At 34.6% G+C, this 17,844-nt stretch carries 16 protein-coding genes and 1 tRNA gene; 10 read left to right on the top strand and 7 right to left on the bottom strand.

Annotation, left to right across the window (positions count from 1 at the left end):
• Positions 1-656, bottom strand: a 656-nt coding sequence (locus tag D5R40_RS08910) for an MBOAT family O-acyltransferase (RefSeq protein ID WP_511035256.1), incomplete at its 3' end; no start/stop codon positions are given.
• Positions 657-1,101: 445 nt separating this feature from the next.
• Here D5R40_RS08910 and D5R40_RS08905 point away from each other — a divergent pair.
• Together D5R40_RS08905 and D5R40_RS08900 are read left to right on the top strand one after the other, a co-directional pair.
• Positions 1,102-1,174: transfer RNA gene (locus D5R40_RS08905), tRNA-Phe, on the top strand.
• 563 nt (positions 1,175-1,737) lie between these two features.
• Complete coding sequence (locus tag D5R40_RS08900; RefSeq protein ID WP_124154521.1) at positions 1,738-2,319, top strand: hypothetical protein; 582 nt, start codon at positions 1,738-1,740, stop codon at positions 2,317-2,319.
• Positions 2,320-2,571: 252 nt separating this feature from the next.
• Here the strand turns inward: D5R40_RS08900 and D5R40_RS08895 are convergent, their stop codons facing one another.
• Entirely contained in the window at positions 2,572-3,495 is a 924-nt protein-coding gene (locus tag D5R40_RS08895) for an Rpn family recombination-promoting nuclease/putative transposase (RefSeq protein ID WP_124154520.1), read from the bottom strand.
• A 163-nt stretch (positions 3,496-3,658) separates the two neighbouring features.
• On the bottom strand, positions 3,659-4,582 hold the full coding sequence (locus tag D5R40_RS08890; RefSeq protein WP_124154519.1) for an Rpn family recombination-promoting nuclease/putative transposase: 924 nt from the start codon (positions 4,580-4,582) through the stop codon (positions 3,659-3,661).
• A 452-nt stretch (positions 4,583-5,034) separates the two neighbouring features.
• Here D5R40_RS08890 and D5R40_RS08885 point away from each other — a divergent pair, with 452 nt between their 5' ends.
• The 3 genes from D5R40_RS08885 to D5R40_RS08875 all read left to right on the top strand — a co-directional run bounded on the left by D5R40_RS08885 (position 5,035) and on the right by D5R40_RS08875 (position 7,015).
• A complete protein-coding gene (locus D5R40_RS08885; protein WP_124154518.1) occupies positions 5,035-5,583 on the top strand; it encodes a hypothetical protein in 549 nt (182 codons plus the stop codon).
• Between the two features lie 473 nt (positions 5,584-6,056).
• A complete protein-coding gene (locus D5R40_RS08880) occupies positions 6,057-6,404 on the top strand; it encodes a YtxH domain-containing protein (RefSeq protein WP_124144991.1) in 348 nt (115 codons plus the stop codon).
• 107 nt (positions 6,405-6,511) lie between these two features.
• Positions 6,512-7,015: a DUF948 domain-containing protein gene (locus D5R40_RS08875; RefSeq protein WP_124144992.1), complete on the top strand. Its 504-nt coding sequence runs from the start codon at positions 6,512-6,514 to the stop codon at positions 7,013-7,015.
• A 397-nt stretch (positions 7,016-7,412) separates the two neighbouring features.
• On the opposite strand, the gene argB is transcribed toward D5R40_RS08875, so the two are convergent.
• The 4 genes from argB to D5R40_RS08855 all read right to left on the bottom strand — a co-directional run bounded on the left by argB (position 7,413) and on the right by D5R40_RS08855 (position 12,214).
• A complete protein-coding gene (gene argB, locus D5R40_RS08870) occupies positions 7,413-8,312 on the bottom strand; it encodes an acetylglutamate kinase (RefSeq protein ID WP_124144993.1) in 900 nt (299 codons plus the stop codon).
• A gap of 83 nt (positions 8,313-8,395) precedes the next feature.
• Entirely contained in the window at positions 8,396-8,905 is a 510-nt protein-coding gene (gene mreD, locus D5R40_RS08865) for a rod shape-determining protein MreD (RefSeq protein WP_124154517.1), read from the bottom strand.
• A 925-nt stretch (positions 8,906-9,830) separates the two neighbouring features.
• Complete coding sequence (gene mreC, locus D5R40_RS08860) at positions 9,831-10,586, bottom strand: rod shape-determining protein MreC (protein ID WP_124144995.1); 756 nt, start codon at positions 10,584-10,586, stop codon at positions 9,831-9,833.
• Between the two features lie 626 nt (positions 10,587-11,212).
• On the bottom strand, positions 11,213-12,214 hold the full coding sequence (locus tag D5R40_RS08855; protein ID WP_124145045.1) for a rod shape-determining protein: 1,002 nt from the start codon (positions 12,212-12,214) through the stop codon (positions 11,213-11,215).
• A gap of 332 nt (positions 12,215-12,546) precedes the next feature.
• On the opposite strand from D5R40_RS08855, the gene D5R40_RS08850 reads away from it, so the two are divergent.
• From D5R40_RS08850 to D5R40_RS08830, 5 genes are all read left to right on the top strand, one after another.
• Complete coding sequence (locus tag D5R40_RS08850; RefSeq protein WP_124144996.1) at positions 12,547-12,894, top strand: single-stranded DNA-binding protein; 348 nt, start codon at positions 12,547-12,549, stop codon at positions 12,892-12,894.
• A 557-nt stretch (positions 12,895-13,451) separates the two neighbouring features.
• Positions 13,452-14,759 carry a TldD/PmbA family protein gene (locus D5R40_RS08845; RefSeq protein ID WP_124144997.1) on the top strand — a complete coding sequence of 436 codons (1,308 nt, stop codon included), beginning with the start codon at positions 13,452-13,454 and terminating at the stop codon, positions 14,757-14,759.
• A 2-nt stretch (positions 14,760-14,761) separates the two neighbouring features.
• Positions 14,762-15,508, top strand: a complete 747-nt coding sequence (locus D5R40_RS08840; RefSeq protein ID WP_124144998.1) for a DUF3153 domain-containing protein — start codon at positions 14,762-14,764, stop codon at positions 15,506-15,508.
• Between the two features lie 511 nt (positions 15,509-16,019).
• Positions 16,020-16,394: a LapA family protein gene (locus D5R40_RS08835; RefSeq protein ID WP_124144999.1), complete on the top strand. Its 375-nt coding sequence runs from the start codon at positions 16,020-16,022 to the stop codon at positions 16,392-16,394.
• Positions 16,395-16,612: 218 nt separating this feature from the next.
• On the top strand, positions 16,613-17,458 hold the full coding sequence (locus D5R40_RS08830) for a segregation/condensation protein A (protein WP_124145000.1): 846 nt from the start codon (positions 16,613-16,615) through the stop codon (positions 17,456-17,458).
• The last annotated feature ends 386 nt before the right edge of the window (positions 17,459-17,844 follow it).

The following is a 17,844-nucleotide window of genomic DNA, read 5'->3' as shown; positions in this document are numbered from 1 at the left end:
AACCAAATTCCTTCTGTAATTTGTTCTAAATTTGGGAATTTTAAGGCTGGTATTTTAACTGAATCTAGAGTATTTTTTTTGCCGATCATTCCTAACTGATTTTGTAGATAATGATAGCGAGTAATCGGACCAGAAATAAGCTTGGGAAAAAATAATTTATAAGATGTAAATTCTAATAAAGAAGAAGCTGATGGAGCGCCTCGATAAACATCAATTAGATAAGCAAGACATTCAAAACAAAAAAAACTTAAACCTAATGGTGCAATTACATTACTATCAACCCAATTAGCAGTTTCTAAAATATTAGGTATATTGTACAGAATGCCAATACTATTTAATAAAAAAGGTATATATTTGAAACTTAATAAAAGTAAGATATTGCATATTATACCTAACCACAATAATAGCAAGCGACGGCGGTTCCATTGTTTATTAGCAATACGCCAATCTTTTGGTTCCCCAATAGCTTGAGCAAGGTAAAAATTCAAAAGGGTAATTATTAATAGTAATGGAATATATTGAGGTTGAATAGTGGCGTAGAAAAATAAACTAGCAACTAAGAGGACAAACACTCGCCAAGACTGTCGTGGCATTGACCAATAAAGTCCCAACACCATTAATAGGAATAGAGCGTAGTTAAAAGAGATAAAAGTCATATTTTGAAGTCAAAAGTCAAAAGTCAAAAGTCAAAAGTAAGATTTTATAGATTTATAGACTCCTTGTAAAATAAATATTAAGTCGCGAACCAAAATCTTAACTGTCCGCCGTAACCCACCAAACATACCGAACATAAAGAGCTCTATTTAGTAACATTCTTTTTTAACGCTTGGTATTATCAGTTAAGTTATTAGTTATCAAGTTACCAGCTCCTCCGATCGCCTCATTGCTTTAATTTAACTTTTGACTTTTGACTTAATTAAATTCTTACTTTTAACTTTTGACTTTTAACTTCAAAATTTGACTTGGTTAAATTCTTACTTTTGACTTTTGACTTTTGACTTTTGACTTCAAAATCTGACTCCTGACTCAAGAAAAAAAATCCAAAAGTACTTGTCAAAATTATATTTAGTCTGCTAGTATAGTTAAGCAGTGAAAAAAAAAGCCGGGATAGCTCAGTTGGTAGAGCAGAGGACTGAAAATCCTCGTGTCGGCGGTTCAAGTCCGCCTCCTGGCATAAAAACCTATTATTTCTTTATTTGTGGTCTAATTTTTCCAAAGAGCTTTTAAATTTGATCTTTGGCATCCCAATTTGACCAGATTTTTAACCTCTGTAATTACTGGAAAATTGGTATTTACAGCCAATAATAGAGTATTCCAATCTACTAATATAGCACTACGCATTATGGTAAGGATACTTTTAATCTATCAAACGAGCCTCTGGGATTATTTTTGACTTTTGACTTGCGCTATATTTGTCTTCCCTGAAAAAGGTTGATTTAAAGGGATTGACAATAGCTAAGTTTTATGAATATTGAGAAAAAAAGGTTGATTTTAGGTGATTGATATAAGTGTGTTTATCTTGTGCAAGTCAAAAAAAATATATAAGTAAAATTTATATTATCAATAAAAAAAAATTATTAAAAGGAAACAAATAAAGTCTACTCTTAAAGACGAGAGGAAACTCTTAGGTAGATTTATCCCATTGGGGTTGGATTAACCATAGAATTCTGGGTGTTTCAACCCCTGGAGATGTCAAATACAAAAGGTCACAAAAAGAAACAAAGGAGAAACTAGCAGATGAAAGGAATTGGAAAGCTAATCATAGCAATGATTCTAGCAATAGCAATAAGTATGGGAGCATTCCCTACAAATAGTGCAGAAGCTAAAGTTGGAGGGTCAGTATCAGTAGATGTAAACACAACGATAGATCAGGTGTTAGATTTGTTAGGTTTTGGTGATGCAGAAGGTCACTATGTAGTTGTGGTAAACAAGACTGGAGGTACGTTGGAACGAGTGGGTGCATATAATGACTCGTCCAACTGGCCAGCTGATGATGTGAAGGCGCGTACGGCAAAAGCGACGAAGATTATAGGACAGGGTTCGTATGGGTCTCATTCATTTGCAGCGAACTATGAGGTAACTGAAACCCGAAAGGACTTCTTTCAGTTAGGAAGTAGCTGGCCACTGTGGGGAGAGAGGAAAATCAACATGTGTGAGAGCGGCCGATCGGGAAATAAGCCAGCGGAGCATTGTTGGGATGATATGTGGTACAGTAACGATGTGACCGTCGGCAGGAATGGTTATAAAGGTCGTGCGTTCTTAAAGACTCTCGACACAGACCATGGAGAAGCGATTGCATGGCTGTATGAGATTAAATAGTTAAAATAGAGGATAGACACACGGATGTTGAGTCAAACAATGGTGAAGGAGCGATCGCCTCTCCTCCTAACTCAACCCTCTGAACCTCACTTCTAACTCAAATTGACCAACGGCGAGTCTCATTGAGGAATAGGACTCGCCTTCGTATTTAAGTTATCAGTACGACCACCGATGTCCAAAAAAATCCTTATTTCACACAGTAATATTTGCAAGTTCGACACTGGATAAGATAATAAGCGAACTTGACTCAATTTACAACCTCAACCGTTCCTGCAACCAACTTTCCAAATCTGCCAAACTATTAAAACTTAAAAATACCTTCACCAAATCCTCCACATCTACTAAAGGCAAACCTTCTATCTGACTATTAATCTCTTGAGAAACCTCTCCAAAACGTTGAGTTATCAAAAGCTTTATTAGAGCTATAGTTTGATTAAGTCGTGCAATTTCTTCTGCATAAGCTATCCTTCCTCTTTCATCTTGCATCGCTATCCCTAGGTTTTCAACTATCTCTAACTCTTCTGGACTCATATTAATAAAGTTGGCAATATTTAAAGCTTGTTCTATTTCTCCAACTTCCCCTAAACTCTCTGGTATCTCATCAAAACTAGCCGCCTCTTTCAGAAAATAAATCCACTTATCTGTCAAACTATTTAACTCTGACAAACTTTTATTAAACTTCGGCAATTCCACAAAAATTAACCGCAATTCTTTTTCCAAGCATTTAAGCTTTTTAGTTTCTTCCTGAAACACAAATTTATTAATATAATCATCTTTACTAATATTATCATCAGTATTTTTAAACAGAATAAAATCTGTAATTGTGACAGCTATTGCCGGATTTAATAAAGGATAATTCTCTCCTTTATCCAACTGATTAGCATAAGCTTTAGACAAATTGTAAGCCACCCGCTTGTTAAAAGCAGTCATTCGTGCCACTTGCATTTCAATAATTACAATTGAACCGTCAACTAAAACTGCTTTAACATCCAAATAAGTTTCTTTTAAACTGATAATTTTACCAGGATTAAAAGGATTGACAATCGTTAAATCCTTAATGGTTTTTTCTCCATCGTAAATTATCGCATTCAGAAAACTGATTAAAATCTCTTTGCTTTGTTCGGAGCCAAAGATTTTTTTAAAAGCATAATCAACTTTAGGATTGATAAATTTCATAGTAGTATTCTCCTTATAAACAATTGATAATGAACAATGAATAATGGATAATTACCTATCCTTGAAAGAAGAGGATTGACAAACAGGAAAATATTTTCTTTTGATTTTCTTGCATTTTTGAAGAGGTATTAGACCAAATTAAGCAATTATCAATTATCAATTATCAGTTATCCATTGATAAACGTTCCTGTAACCAACTTTCCAAATCTGCCAAACTATTAAAACTTAAAAATACCTTCACCAAATCCTCCACATCTGCCAAAGGCAAACTTTCTATCTGACTACTAATTTCTTCAGAAACCTCTCCAAAACGTTGAGTTATTAAAAGTTTGACCAGAGCGATCGCTTGATTAAGCCGTCCTTTTGCTTCTCCTTGTTCTTCTGCATAAATTAGTCGTCCTTTCTCATCTTGTAATGCTATGGCCCGACGCTCGACTATCTCTAATTCTTCTGAAGTCATATTAATTCTCTCAGCAATATTTAAAGCAAGTTCAATTTCTGCAACCTCCCCTAAACTATCTGGAATATCATCAAATTTGGCAGCTTCTTTCAGAAAGTAAATCCACTTATCTGCTAAAGTTTTTAACTCTCCCAAAGTTTTTTTAAACTTCGGCAGTTCCACAAAAATTAACTGTAATTCCCGATCGGGATATTCCCAGTTTTTCTCTCTATGTTTAAACACAAATGGATTAATAACATCTATCTTGTCTTTAAAAAGAATAAAATCTGTAATTGTTACCGCTATAGCTGGACGTAGTAAGGGGTAATCATCTCCTGTTTCCAACTGGTTGCCATAACCTTTAACTAAGTTGTACATTACCCGTTTGCTAAAAGCAGTCATCCGTGCGACTTGCATTTCAATAACTACAATAGAGCCATCAAATAAAACAGCTTTTATATCTAAATAGGTATCTTTCAAACTGATAATTTGACCAGGATTAAAAGGATTGACAATTGTTAAATCCTTAATAGTTTTTTCTCCATCATAAATTATCGCATTCAGAAAACTGATTAAAATCTCTTTGCTTTGCTCGGAACCAAAGATTTTTTTAAAAGCATAATCGACCTTGGGATTGATAAATTTCATAGTAGCTTTTCTCCTTATTATATAAATAACCAGAAACGAAGTTAAAAGTCAAAAGTTAAAAGTTAAAAGTTAAAAGTTAAAAGTAAGATTTTATAGGCTTAAATCTTTGATGCTACAGTAATTTCCGGAAATTATTTCACGTCTAAAACGTTGAGTTATCAAAACCTTGACCAGAAAGATGGGGAGATTGAGAAAGATTTGACAATGGCGCTTTAATGGAACATTTTTTGATACCAAATCCGAGTGGATTTGATATAATATACTTTGATAACTCTATCGCAATCCTATTTTATTCGTGTCAAAAATCTTACTGCTTTTTAGGGAACACTTAACTGGGAACACTTAACTGGTAAGAGTTTCAGTTTTTTTATTTACTTTTTGATTTGTCACGACCTATTTAGGATTGCTATATAATGACTTAAATATTCAATCTCCCCCACTCCATTTTAGATGTGTCGGTCCAACATAAGAGTTTTAGGGAACATCTTAACGAAGTCAAAAGTCAAAAGTCAGAAGTTAACCCACCCCTCGCCCCTCCCCCTCCCAGGAGGGGAAATAGGGGAAGCGTGAGCAACTCTCCAAAAATATTGCGCCTTAAAAGGCGAGGTTGCGCGACCCTGATGATAATGATAAGTTTTGATTCTGATTGGACTGTTTGTTTTAGTTATTATGTAGAATGTTCGGTGAAGAGAAAAATGCTGTGGTTAGTAATTGAACTAAATATTGTTATCTCAATTTTTTGTTTTTACCTCGCTTGGAGAATCTGGAATGTTAGACAAACATTGCTACAAGTAGAACAAACTCTCAATTTGATAGATTTTTGTACCAGTAAGGTACTTGATAAAACACCAGAATTTTTCCTACTTCACCAGCAGAAAATAAATCAACTACGACAACTATATAAACAACTGGATTTACAAGTTCAACAGGTTAAACAAATTATGGCCATGCTGTGGTTGCTCAGAACCATTTGGCATCGTTTCTGTAGAATTTGGCGCTAGTGCCGCTACGCGGAAGTTAAAAGTCATATCAAATCCGGTTAAACAGCCATAGAATGGTTAAGTATGGAGTCCTCAGGAGTCAACCCACCCCTCGCCCCTCCCCCTCCCAGGAGGGGAAGATAGGAGTCAGGAGGAGAAAGAATTACAAAGATGAGGGTAGTTATGACGATTGAAGATTTTTTTTATGTCCAATTAAACGGATTTGATATCAAAAGTTAAAAGCGAGTGCGTAATTCTGAGGTTTCCTCAGAATGCAAGACGCACTCAAGACAGTCAAAAGTATTGATTTGTAATTGTTTTTTGACTTTATTACGGTCTATATTTGCGCCTTCCTGCACTAAATATATTGACACTCTCAGCATCAAATCTTACCATCAAATAAGAGCGATTATAATGGGAGTACTCTTTCAAAAATTTAGATATGATTGATAATAAAGAAGTATTCTAGACAGAGATATATATATTTTTTAAGTATGTCAAACAAAAAATCTGGACTATTTATCAGTGGTCTACTGCTAGGTTCAGCTATAGGTACATTAACAGGGTTATTAATAGCTCCTAGAACGGGCAAAAAAACAAGACAGTTGGTGAAAAAATCTGCATCTGCTTTTGCCCTACTTGTAACAGACTTGTCTACCAGTGTCAAATTTCAAGCAGACCGCTTTTCAGGATCTACTGCTAATTCTTGGGAGGAAACTTTAGAAAGACTAAGAGAGGCGATCGCTGCTGGATTAGAAGCTAGTCAAAAGGAGAGAGAAATATTATCTCAACTAGAAGCCAAAAACTCTGAAGTTTCAGTAGTTATAAACAGGGAAAATTAAAACAAAAAGCTTTTTTTTAATCTTAAAATACTCTACAATAGCACCTATTATTGTTAAGATTATCCAGGAATAGGAAGTTATCATTCCCCTGTTTAGGCGAAATACCTGTGAACAACCCCTTGTTTTGGCTTGGATTGTCCCTTTTCCTGGTTGCATTGAGCCTCACTACTGTTTTAATTGTCACCTTACCTGCGATGTTGGCATTAGCAAGAGCTGCTCGTAGTCTAGAAAAGTTAGCAGACATCCTAGCTCGCGAATTACCACCAACTTTAGAAGCAATTCGTCTCACTGGCATAGAAATTAGTGAGTTAACTGATGATGTTAATGATAGTGTCCAGAGTGCAGGAGAAATTGTTAAGCAAGTCGATCGAAGTATTGGTAATGTCCGTCAACAAACCAAGGAAGTTAAAACTACAACGAAAAGTATTTTTACTGGTATTAAAGTAGCCTGGAAAACATTTAATTTAAAACCAAAAACAAAAGAAAATACGAGGAGACCATTAAAGCATTCTTTATCATCTTCTCATAAAAATGTCGCTCAAAGCCATCTTTACAAAGATATTCCTCCTGCTTCTGCAACTGAGGATTCTACTCTAGATGATAAACCTTAGACAGAGAAAAGTTTTCTCCCCTGTACCCTATAGCAATGTGCGCTGACTTATGTACAAAAAACAAGAACTGTCCAATAGCTAATAGTTTTATATTATCGGTTTTTTTATTCCCCCTGTTGCCTGTTGCCTGTTGCCTGCGCACAGCACTATAGTTAGGTCTTGCTGATTAAATATCAAAGCATTGACTGATATTGGTTTTAGCATTTTTTGGTCTCAAAGAGTATCAGCTTTTCAGCGGAAGAAGTTCATGCATGCTAGTATTTTAGGACGATTATGGCAGAAAAATCACTCTTACAATTTTTCCGACTACCTCCTCTATAATTCCCATTTCTCCTGTCTCCTGTCTCCTGTCTCCTGTCTCCTACCCCTACTAAAATACTTTTTCAGCAAACCCTAGTTAAAAGTTATTAACTGCCAAACTACTTACTATCATTGAGCCAACTCCAGAATCTGTAAAAATTTCCTGTAAAAGTGTATGGGGAACTCTACCATCAAGAATATGGGCAGCTCGAACTCCCTGAGCTAAACTCCGCACACAACAATTTACTTTAGGAATCATTCCACCAGATACAATTCCTTTTTCAATCAATTGTCTAGCTTCCTGGATATCTAACTTAACAATTAAACTATCTGGATTATGATAGTCTTCCAAAATTCCCGCTGTATCTGTAAGGAGAATTAACTTTTCTGCATCCATCGCAGCAGCAATTTCACCCGCAACAGTATCTGCATTAATATTGTAAGCTTGTCCTTTTTCATCTGCAGCTACACTAGATACCACGGGAATATAGCCATTATCAACTAGGGATTCTAGAATATCTATTTTGACGTTACTTACTTCCCCAACAAAACCAATACCTTCTCTTCCTTCGGGACGTGCTTTTATTAAGTTCGCATCCTTGCCACACAGACCCACAGCACGGCCACCAGCTTGATTAATTAAAGAAACAATTTCCTTATTAACCCTTCCCACTAATACCATCTCTACTACTTCCATAGTGGGCGCATCAGTAACTCGCAAACCATCCTTAAACTGCGGTTCAATTCCTAATTTACCCAACCAAGAGTTAATCTCTGGGCCACCACCATGAACCACAATCGGACGTATACCCACACAAGATAGTAGTACAATGTCCCTAATTACTTTATCTTTGAGGTTACTATCTTTCATGGCCGCACCGCCATATTTGACGACGATTTTACGACCTGCAAATTTTTGAATGTAAGGTAGTGCTTCACTTAACACTTTGACTCGGTTTATTTCTGATTGATTTTCAAAATCTGTACTTTTTAGCATAGACAGTTACTCTTTTGAATTTATAATTTGAACAATATCAATATATAGTTTTTTTCAATTTAAAAGTTAACTACTTAGTTATTTTAAGGTTTCCACAATTGACTGAGAGGAAAATAAATAACAGGAGCCCAAAGACTACTAATAACAGCAGAACCCAAAGCAACTTGCTTATAGTAAACCCAAATTTCTCCAAAGGTTTGATTGCCGATTAATCCTAACTGAATTGCCATGAAAGTTTCTGCAATAATTGCCAGAATAAATGTTACTAAAGCTATGAAAATAAAATCTTCTTGAATAAAGCGTTGCTTCTGTAAAAACACTATGATAAATCCTGCAAAAACTAAAGGAATAACATGAGTGGGATAGGGAGCTGTGATGCCATCTTGAATTAATCCTAAAACTAAGCCAGCGACTAAAGCTTCTATAGTTGAACTCTGGCTACTCCAAGCAACTACCCAAATTAATAACCAGTTAGGTCTTATGCCAAAAATCTCCATTCCTGGAATACGGGTGAACAATAATAGTGCACAAACTAGTGCAGAAGCAATAGTGATTAATGATTTTAAAATAGCTTGCTGAGATATATTAGACATCTGAATTAAGAAAATAAATTTAATAATTTGAAAGTTGTTGAGGATAAGTTAATTTTTCAATTTTTAACCAGGAGAAAATTTTTAGGCTCTTGGTAATTTATACTATTTTTTTTTGCTGCAAAAAACACCTATAGAGTTTCTCAAATTACTGAGGTAAAGTTGTTTTTATTCTTTTGATTTTATTTTCCCGAACTATACCAATTTGGAAAAAGAATGTTACGAATAATCAGGGCAGTTAAAAGACTTTAAAAGAGATGCCCCAAGGACTAAAAAGATAAATTACAACCTAATAAATAGTATCAAAGCTATTCATTCTGTACGTCGCCAATCCGACGGCTTCCCTGCCTGACTCGGTCTTCGGTCCTCCTAAGAAATAACTTAGTTATTTGTAGCAAATATTTATCAAATTGGTATTACTCAGACCTACGGACGTTGCATGCAACGTCTCTACCTAAAACAAACGAATTTTTTGCCTCACGCTTCTTGGGAATTACTATATAGAGTTTTTTCCAAGTCAATGATAATTTTCATTTGTCTTAGGTAAAAGATAATTAGGTAAAAAGAGTCTTTGTAACAGAAGAATTGCCATTATTGAAAATTAATAAAAATGGGAAATAAAATAACTGTGAGCAGAATGAGACTGATTTCCTAATAATTTTAGGTCGTGCAAATTATTAATATTTTTGCATGATTTTAATTATGGCAGTCTTAAATGAATTGTCAAAAATTGGAAAGCCTTACCCCTATTCCCTAATTCCCAGATATTTTCTGCACAATTAAAGTATGACTGCTATATATACTGTCTCTGTTGAATAAAAAATTGACCAATCAAAAGCTTTTAATTTTTATTAAATACATCCAATAACCAAATAACTCAAGAAAGACAACTAAAGAAAAATTAAAAAGTCGATCATTGATAGTTGAATTACTTTTCTGTTTCACTTTGTTTATTTTGATAAACAGTCACCCATTCCAAAGTATTAAGTGGTGCTGATAATTTAACCTTAGCTTGTGGAGCAGGAGTATTATTCAAATTAATAGATTCAACTTTTCCGATAGCCAAACCTGCCGGGAATAATTGACTATAAGCAGAAGTAGATACAAAATCACCAACCTTAACATCAGGAAGATCGTTAAAAAATTCTAAGACAACTGTATCATTACCCTGACCCTTCATAAAACCCATCTGACGACTGCGAATAATTCCTGCGCCAACTTTACTGGTAGAGTCACTTACTAATAATACCTGGCTAGTATGGGGTGTAACGCTAGTTATTCTACCTACTATACCACCAGTTCCCATCACAATAAAATCTTTTTGAATACCATCTTTACTACCTCTTCCTAGAGTTACTTTTTGCCACCAATAGTCTGCACTTCTACCCACTACAGGAGCTACTATTCCTTTTGTTTTTTTAGTTTTTGTATAATTAAAAAGTTGCTTGAGAGTATTATTTTGTTTCTCTAATTCTTGTAATTGAATTTCTAGTTCTTCTATACGAGCATTCACTAATACTTCTTGTTGAACAGGACTAGGTTGAAATGGTAAACTCAGCCAATTATAAATTTCAAAAAGTAAAGAACCTTGAGTTTGTCTAACCCAAAAAGCTGCACTTACTGCTAAAATTAATAATGCAGCTTTTCTGATGATTTTTAAGCTTCGACGACGCAATGTTTGCATTGGTAAAACCTGAAAATTTGCTACTACTTTAAACTTTATTACTACTAATTTATATTCAAAACAGAAACTTCTGTATAAGGAGTCAGAAGTCAGAATTCAGAAGTCAGGAAAAATGGGAATTATAGAGGAGGTAGTTGGAAATTGTCCCCTGATTTTTCTGCCCAACTCTTGCCCAAAATGCTAACATTCATGAGCTTCTGAGCAACCGAAAGCCTTGTAGCTTTTTTCACTCCAAAAAGGCACTTGCCTTTATCTGTTAATGCTTTGATAGTTAATCAGCAAGCCCTAACTAGCTAATATTTGATTATTGAAATCGCAATTAACCATGAGTTATTAGTAATTAATCTTCTTACTGAATTTCGAGATTTACTAATTTACTAATTTTAAAAATACAGAGTTTTAGAGAAATTAGGAAAAATGGGTCAGTGATTAAACTTGTATCTCACAGTTCTCAAAAGTTCTGTAAAATTATATATCTATAGGTTATTATCATCAGAACGCTTTTCAATAGGTACTCAAATATAGCAGTACTCACAAAAGTTAGGAATTATAAATCAAGACAAAACTAGGAAATACAAATAATTAACCTTCTACCCCCTATAATTTGGCTACAAAATAACTGAATTTTAGCGCATCTGTCCACTGAAAACCCTTTCCAGTTGTTTAAAATTCTCCAAGACACGACCAGTACCCAAGACTACGCAGGAAAGTGGGTCTGCTGCAATATGAGTGACAATTCCAGTTTCATGGCTAATTAAAGTATCTATCCCATTTAATAAAGCACCACCACCAGCTAGCATAATACCTCTATCTATAATATCTGCTGCTAGTTCAGGAGGAGTACGTTCCAAAGTTCGCTTAACTGCCTCTACAATTATTGATAGAGGTTCTGCCATACTTTCTCTCGTCTCTGCAGATTTGACAGTAACAGTTCTGGGCAAACCTGATAATAAATGTAAACCCTTAACTTCCATCGTTGCCTCATTGTCATCCAAAGTAGGATAAGCTGAACCCAATTTCATCTTGATATCTTCAGCAGTTCGCTCGCCTATTACCAAGCTATGGACTTTTTTCATATACTGAGTAATAGCATCATTCAATTCATCTCCAGCTACACGGACAGATTCACTAAGAACTGTACCTTGTAAACTTAGAACAGCAACTTCTGTAGTCCCCCCACCAATATCCACAATCATATTACCTGTAGGTTCAGCCATAGGTAATCCTGCGCCAATAGCAGCAGCAACTGGTTCATCAATTAATCGTACCTCTCTAGCACCAGCATGAGCTGCAGCTTCCATTACAGCTCTTCTTTCTACACCAGTTACTCCGCTCGGAATGCCAATTACAATTCTTGGAGATACCAAGGTTTTTCCTTCATGAACTTTTCTAATAAAATGCTTTAGCATTAATTCTGCTATATCAAAATCAGCAATGACCCCATCCCGTAAAGGTCTGACCGCAATTACATTAGCTGGAGTTCGCCCCAGCATCCTTTTCGCTTCTTCCCCTACTGCTATAGAAGTTTTTTGCTCCTGGTCAATAGCTACCACAGATGGTTCTTGAAGAACAATACCTTTACCAGATACATATACAAGGGTATTTGCAGTACCCAAGTCAATTCCCATGTCCCGAGACAAAGAAAAGCGATTTATCCAACCCACTGACTTTTGACCCCCAAAATTCAATCTTAGTTTGTGTAATAATTTATCTAGATATATTGCTGAGGTATTCTATTTTGTTTTTACTCCTCAGTCTATCAGGACTATACAAAAATTGATGCAAGCAAATTTAGCTGTCCTTGATTTTATACTGCAACAGGATAGGGACAGAATCTGGAGGAAGTGTTAGATTTAATCAATGGTTGAATAATTAGTCCTCTTGAGATATTCTTGTAGATAATCAGACTAGAATTTAATTAATCATATAATCATATATATAATCATATATATAATAGTTTATGAGTCTAAATATTGTTACTTTGGTTGGTAGGGCAGGTGGAGACCCTAATGTTAAATATTTTGAGTCTGGTAGTGTGGTTTGCAATTTAACTTTGGCAGTAAATCGTCGTTCTAGCAAGAGTGAGCAACCAGACTGGTTCAATTTAGAAATTTGGGATAGAACTGGAGAGATTGCTGCTGACTATGTTCGTAAAGGTAGTTTGATTGGGATAAAAGGTTCTCTAAAGTTTGATTACTGGCAAGACCGTAATACAGGGACAAATCGCTCTAAACCAGTAATTAGAGTATACCAATTAGAATTATTAGGCTCTAAACGTGACGATGCACAAAATTATGATGAATTTTAATTTGATAGGTCAACGAGTCAGGAGTCAGGAGTCAGGAGTTAGGAATTAGGAGTTAGGAGTTAGGAGTCAGGAGCGGGGGAGTAGGGGAGTGGAGGAGAAGTAAACATCAGAATAATTAATACTAACTGGGGTGCTAATTATCAAAAATTCGATCCTGTTTGTGTTAATTACTTAATAATTAAAGTGCTACTTAATTTAAGCATTAATGGATGGTAATTGGTATTAGCAGTAGAGGATAGCCAAAAGACAAGTCGCTCCCCTTGAGCAAACCCCAATTTTAGCAGCGGTCGGTACTGATAATTGATAACTGAAATGACGGTGGGACTTTAAGTTTTCCAGATAAGCAAGGATAGAAATTATTAGACATAGGCGTGAAAATCCAAAATAAAATCAACAGGACTTACGCACAGACTCTACATATAGCGAGAGCAAATACCATTCGTCCCTACAAATGGTGCTTTAAAAGTCAATTTGCGTAAGTCCCGATCAATTATTATCTATAAATTATCAATTATTTCCCCATACTCCCTATTCCCTCTTTTGGAGGAGATGTCAATATGAGTGAGTCTACTCTAGAGCAAATTCTTAAATTAGCTACTCAGAAAGCTGAAGCTGTAGAAATTTATTATTTGTCTACTCAGGAAACACCAATAAAATTTGAAAATAATTGTTTAAAGTCTCTACAAACTAAGGCTCAACAAGGAGTAGCTCTCAGATTAATTTATCAAGGTAAATTAGGTTTTGCTAGTTCTACAGATTTGACAAGAATTGAGGATTTAGTTGAAGGAGCAATTCAAACAGCAAAAGTTAGTGAGACTGCACAATTTAAATTTGCTTCTTCATACAATTTTAATTACCCAAAATTAGAGTTTAATTTACCTCAAGTTAATGAATTAATTACTTCTGGTGAAGAAATTATTGAAAAGATTCATAATTATAACCCCGATATTCTAGTCAATATAGACTTTAATATTCAGAACAAAAATATTAAAATTTTGACTAATACTGATGTTTATGCTCAAAGGTTTAATCAATTAGTTAATGTGAGTATTTCCGGTAACTTAGTTCGGAATGAAGACTTTCTGCAAATATCTACTTCAGATGCAATAAGCGATCGAACCTTAGATATCAATAAACTACTAGAAAAATTAATCCAAAAATATCGATGGGCAGAAAATTCAGCTAAGATTACTACTGGAAATTTTCCCGTATTTTTTACTCCCACAGCAGTAGGAAAGACGATCGCTAGATTATTTAAAACTGTTTTATCTGGACAGCTTGTGGTACAAAAAGCTTCCCCTCTTACCAATAAAGTGGGAGAAACTATGTTCGATCCTCGTTTTACTCTCTTTGAAGACCCAAATATAGTCCTTTATGCTTGTCCCTTTGATGACGAAGGTATCCCAACTACGGTCAAGACTTTTATAGAAGCAGGCACTTTAAAAAGTTTCTATTGGGACCAACAATGGGCTGCTCGTGCTGGACGTAAGTCCACTGGGAATGGTTTCCGAGATGGACTATCTCAACCAACTCCTAGTTTAGTAAATTTGAGTATTAATCCTGGCCAAGCTTCTCCAAGAGAATTGATTAGTAATATAAAAGAAGGTCTAATTATAGACCAGGTATTAGGAGCTAGTAAATCTAATCAATTAGCAGGAGAATTTTCTGTCAATTTAGATTTAGGTTATAAGGTAGAAAAAGGTGAAATAACGGGTAGAGTTAAGAATACAATGGTGGCAGGTAATATTTTTGAAGCATTTCAAAATTTGGTAGATATAGGCAATTTTCCTGAATTAGTTGGCAATAGTTATTATTTGCCATGTATTGTATTTCAAAATTTAGGTGTAGCAACAAGGGAGGCTTAGATATGAAAGTCCTTAAAGTTATTTTGATTAGTTTTTTAGCAGTTTTACTATTGAATGGATGTGTTCAATATGAAGTTGGAATAAATTTTGAGAGCCAAAACCATGGTGAAATTGTGCAACATATTAAATTAGCAGATGAGTTAAAGAATTTCAGTGGGAAGATAGTTTCTGAATGGTTAAGAAGTATAGACACTAGAGTTAATCAATTACGAGGAAAAACTCAAAAAATATCTTCTCAAGAAATTTTAGTTACAATTCCTTTTAATAATGGTGCGGAATTAGAAGAAAAATTTAATCAATTTTTTAAACCTATAGATCCACAAGAATCTAATAATTATGCTGCCGATGTTACAGCAGATTTACCTAAATTTGAATCTCAGATTGAAGTAAGTCAGAATAATTTCTTTTTAGTACTGCGGAATAAATTGAGCATTAATTTAGATTTGCAATTATCTACATCTAATAGCAAAGTTATAGTTAATCCAGATGAGTTATTAGATTTAGAGTTTCAGTTAACTACGCCTTGGGGTTTTAACAACATTCAAGCAACTGAAAATGATGCAATAACTTATCTAAGCGATCGACAAATTGTCTGGAAATTAAATCCAGGAGAATCAAATTCATTAGATGTAGTCTTTTGGATTCCTAGTCCCATAGGAATAGGTACAATCTTAATTGGTTTATTTGTTTATTTAGGTATAGCTTTAAAATATCAAGTACTGCCCGCTTTAGGAATTATTAAAAAATAGATTAATCAATATTGATTTTTATACTATATAATATTGCCTAAAATTTGAGGATTAAAAAATTAAGCTACTGCATCAAAATTATAAAATATATGTAAGCATTTCCTGCGGAATGCGCAAACAACTATTAGCAGTCAGCTAGCTTACTGGGTCGGAACTACATTAACAGCAATTAATAACAAATTAACAGCAATTAATAACAAATAATTACTTCTAAGGTTTGGGAAGGATACTTTGACAGTAACTTTTTATTCTTTCTCAATTTCAAGGGTTGCTTTTACCGAAAAGTCCTGGTATAAAGCCTCCCTTTTAAGGGGATAAAAAAAGATAATATTCCTGATGTCAAGCCTCCTTATTGGAGAGGTACTGATAACTGAAATGACCATCCCCAAAATTAATAGCTGATAGCTAATAGCTGACGGCTGTTTGCTTACAAATATATTGTTGTCAATCTATACTTTATCTGGTATAAATTAAGTATCGGTAGTTGTCAAAATAAATCAAAACAAAAATAATGAGACCGATTAATTTTTTGCTAATTTTTTTAGTTTGTTTAGCTTTGGTTATATTCAGTTTACAGAATACCCAATTAACTACAATCAAACTTATTCAAGGCATTGAATTTGAAGCCCCTTTATCTGTAGAACTTGTAATTGCCACAGGGTTAGGAGCTATTTTGGCATGGCTATTTAACTTGTGGTCAAGAATGCAACGTACCATCACAACTTTGGGAGAAATGCGAGAAATTCGTACCAGAAATAAACGCATTAAAGAATTAGAAAAAGATATGGAACGCTATCAAGAGGAACTGATTCAAAGAGCTAGTTTACCAGCGGCAGAAACTTTATCTGAAACAGGGAAATCTACTGAAGCAGAAACTTCTAAATAAAACCATAATTAGTTAAGGTAGCAGAAATATAGTTTCAGATTGATTGAAATATTTTTCTATATGGATATTTGTATTTGAATCATACTAACCTTCCCATTGTTCAAATTAGTTACTCTAATATAGTCCTGCGCTTACTAGAAAGTGTGAGTTCTTAGGTTAACAAGTTTCCAAGTTAATCTGAGAATTATTTATATAAAATATAGGAAAAAACGATAGACATGACAGTTGGAGTTCCTCAAGTTTCAGAAACAGTTTCAGAAGGAATTGCTTTACTCACAAACTTAGCAGAAAAGGGAGAAATTAATCCTTGGGATGTTCAAGTAATTGACGTAATAGACCGCTACTTAAGTAAACTAACTCCTGAATCAAATATTTCTGCAAGTGATGACTTTACAAATTTGTCTCAGTCAGGCCAAGCATTTTTATACGCATCTATTTTAGTATGGCTAAAAGCAGATCACTTAGCTAATTCAGAATCATCTGAAACAAATTCAGAGATATCTGAAGAAGTCCAAATTCCAGAAGCAGAAACTTTTGAAACACCAAAAATACCACTGAAATTAGAACAACAATTGCGTCGTCGTGCTGTTGCTCCTTCTCAGCGCAAACGTCGAGTCACCCTTCAAGAATTAATCGAGCAGTTACAACTGATCAAATCTACTATAGAAGATAGAAAAGTACGTCCCCGTATTCGCAAAACTAGCTCAAAAGCAAGAGAGCAAGCAGCTAGAGCAATTGCAGAATTAGCCCACCAGGAAAATTTAGTAGATACAGCTAGTGACTTAGAAAAGTTCCTTCTAGAAAAATCATCACAGAGCAGTGAAGGTTGCTTTGAATTCGATCGCCTTTTGGAATTGTGGTCTTCAGTATTACAGTCTAAAGCTGAAAATGAATGTACTAATGTCCAAGTAAACTATGACCGAGTAGGTGTATTTTGGGCATTACTACTCCTTTCTGCTCAGTCTAAAGTTGAATTATCCCAAGAAGAATTTTATCAAGATATTAGAATCCGTACTATTTCATCCACTTCCGAGGGGCGATCGGTTTTAGAGAAGAATATTTAATGCCTTCTTTCCTAAAACTCAAAATTTGGAACTTTAATTTATATCTGAATAAAACTCTTATTTATTAACTTTTCTCTGAAAAAAAAGCGTAGTATAATGATGTACACTTAAAATCTCTATCTTTAAAAGAAGTAAGAAGTAGGAAAGAAGTTGACAGCATATAGTTGTGGTTAGTCCATAACGATATTTAATCTAATTTAAAAAGTTGGAGATTGACCCCCTTGCTCTCCTAAGCTTCTACCTAAGGATCAGGTTACACGGTGTCAAAAATATTACTCAACCTTCTTCTTTTTTCCCTCTTTCTTACTTCCTCCTAGTTAAATTAAAACCATCAAGCTGAAAATTAGAAAACATCCAAGGAAAATTATTTCTCCGGTGTTTATTTA

The sequence above is a fragment of the Okeania hirsuta genome, assembly GCF_003838195.1.
GTDB classification, from domain to species: domain Bacteria; phylum Cyanobacteriota; class Cyanobacteriia; order Cyanobacteriales; family Microcoleaceae; genus Okeania; species Okeania hirsuta.
This window is presented reverse-complemented; position numbering and strand designations above follow the sequence as displayed.

Bases quoted from the DNA above. Each gene is read 5' to 3' on its own strand.
- D5R40_RS08900 (WP_124154521.1), top strand. From the start codon at position 1,738: ATGAAAGGAATTGGAAAGCTAATCATAGCAATGATTCTAGCAATAGCA.
- D5R40_RS08895 (WP_124154520.1), bottom strand. From the start codon at position 3,495: ATGAAATTTATCAATCCTAAAGTTGATTATGCTTTTAAAAAAATCTTT.
- D5R40_RS08890 (WP_124154519.1), bottom strand. From the start codon at position 4,582: ATGAAATTTATCAATCCCAAGGTCGATTATGCTTTTAAAAAAATCTTT.
- D5R40_RS08880 (WP_124144991.1), top strand. From the start codon at position 6,057: ATGTCAAACAAAAAATCTGGACTATTTATCAGTGGTCTACTGCTAGGT.
- argB (WP_124144993.1), bottom strand. From the start codon at position 8,312: ATGCTAAAAAGTACAGATTTTGAAAATCAATCAGAAATAAACCGAGTC.
- mreD (WP_124154517.1), bottom strand. From the start codon at position 8,905: ATGTCTAATATATCTCAGCAAGCTATTTTAAAATCATTAATCACTATT.
- mreC (WP_124144995.1), bottom strand. From the start codon at position 10,586: ATGCAAACATTGCGTCGTCGAAGCTTAAAAATCATCAGAAAAGCTGCA.
- D5R40_RS08855 (WP_124145045.1), bottom strand. From the start codon at position 12,214: ATGGGAATTGACTTGGGTACTGCAAATACCCTTGTATATGTATCTGGT.
- D5R40_RS08850 (WP_124144996.1), top strand. From the start codon at position 12,547: ATGAGTCTAAATATTGTTACTTTGGTTGGTAGGGCAGGTGGAGACCCT.
- D5R40_RS08845 (WP_124144997.1), top strand. From the start codon at position 13,452: ATGAGTGAGTCTACTCTAGAGCAAATTCTTAAATTAGCTACTCAGAAA.
- D5R40_RS08840 (WP_124144998.1), top strand. From the start codon at position 14,762: ATGAAAGTCCTTAAAGTTATTTTGATTAGTTTTTTAGCAGTTTTACTA.
- D5R40_RS08835 (WP_124144999.1), top strand. From the start codon at position 16,020: ATGAGACCGATTAATTTTTTGCTAATTTTTTTAGTTTGTTTAGCTTTG.
- D5R40_RS08830 (WP_124145000.1), top strand. From the start codon at position 16,613: ATGACAGTTGGAGTTCCTCAAGTTTCAGAAACAGTTTCAGAAGGAATT.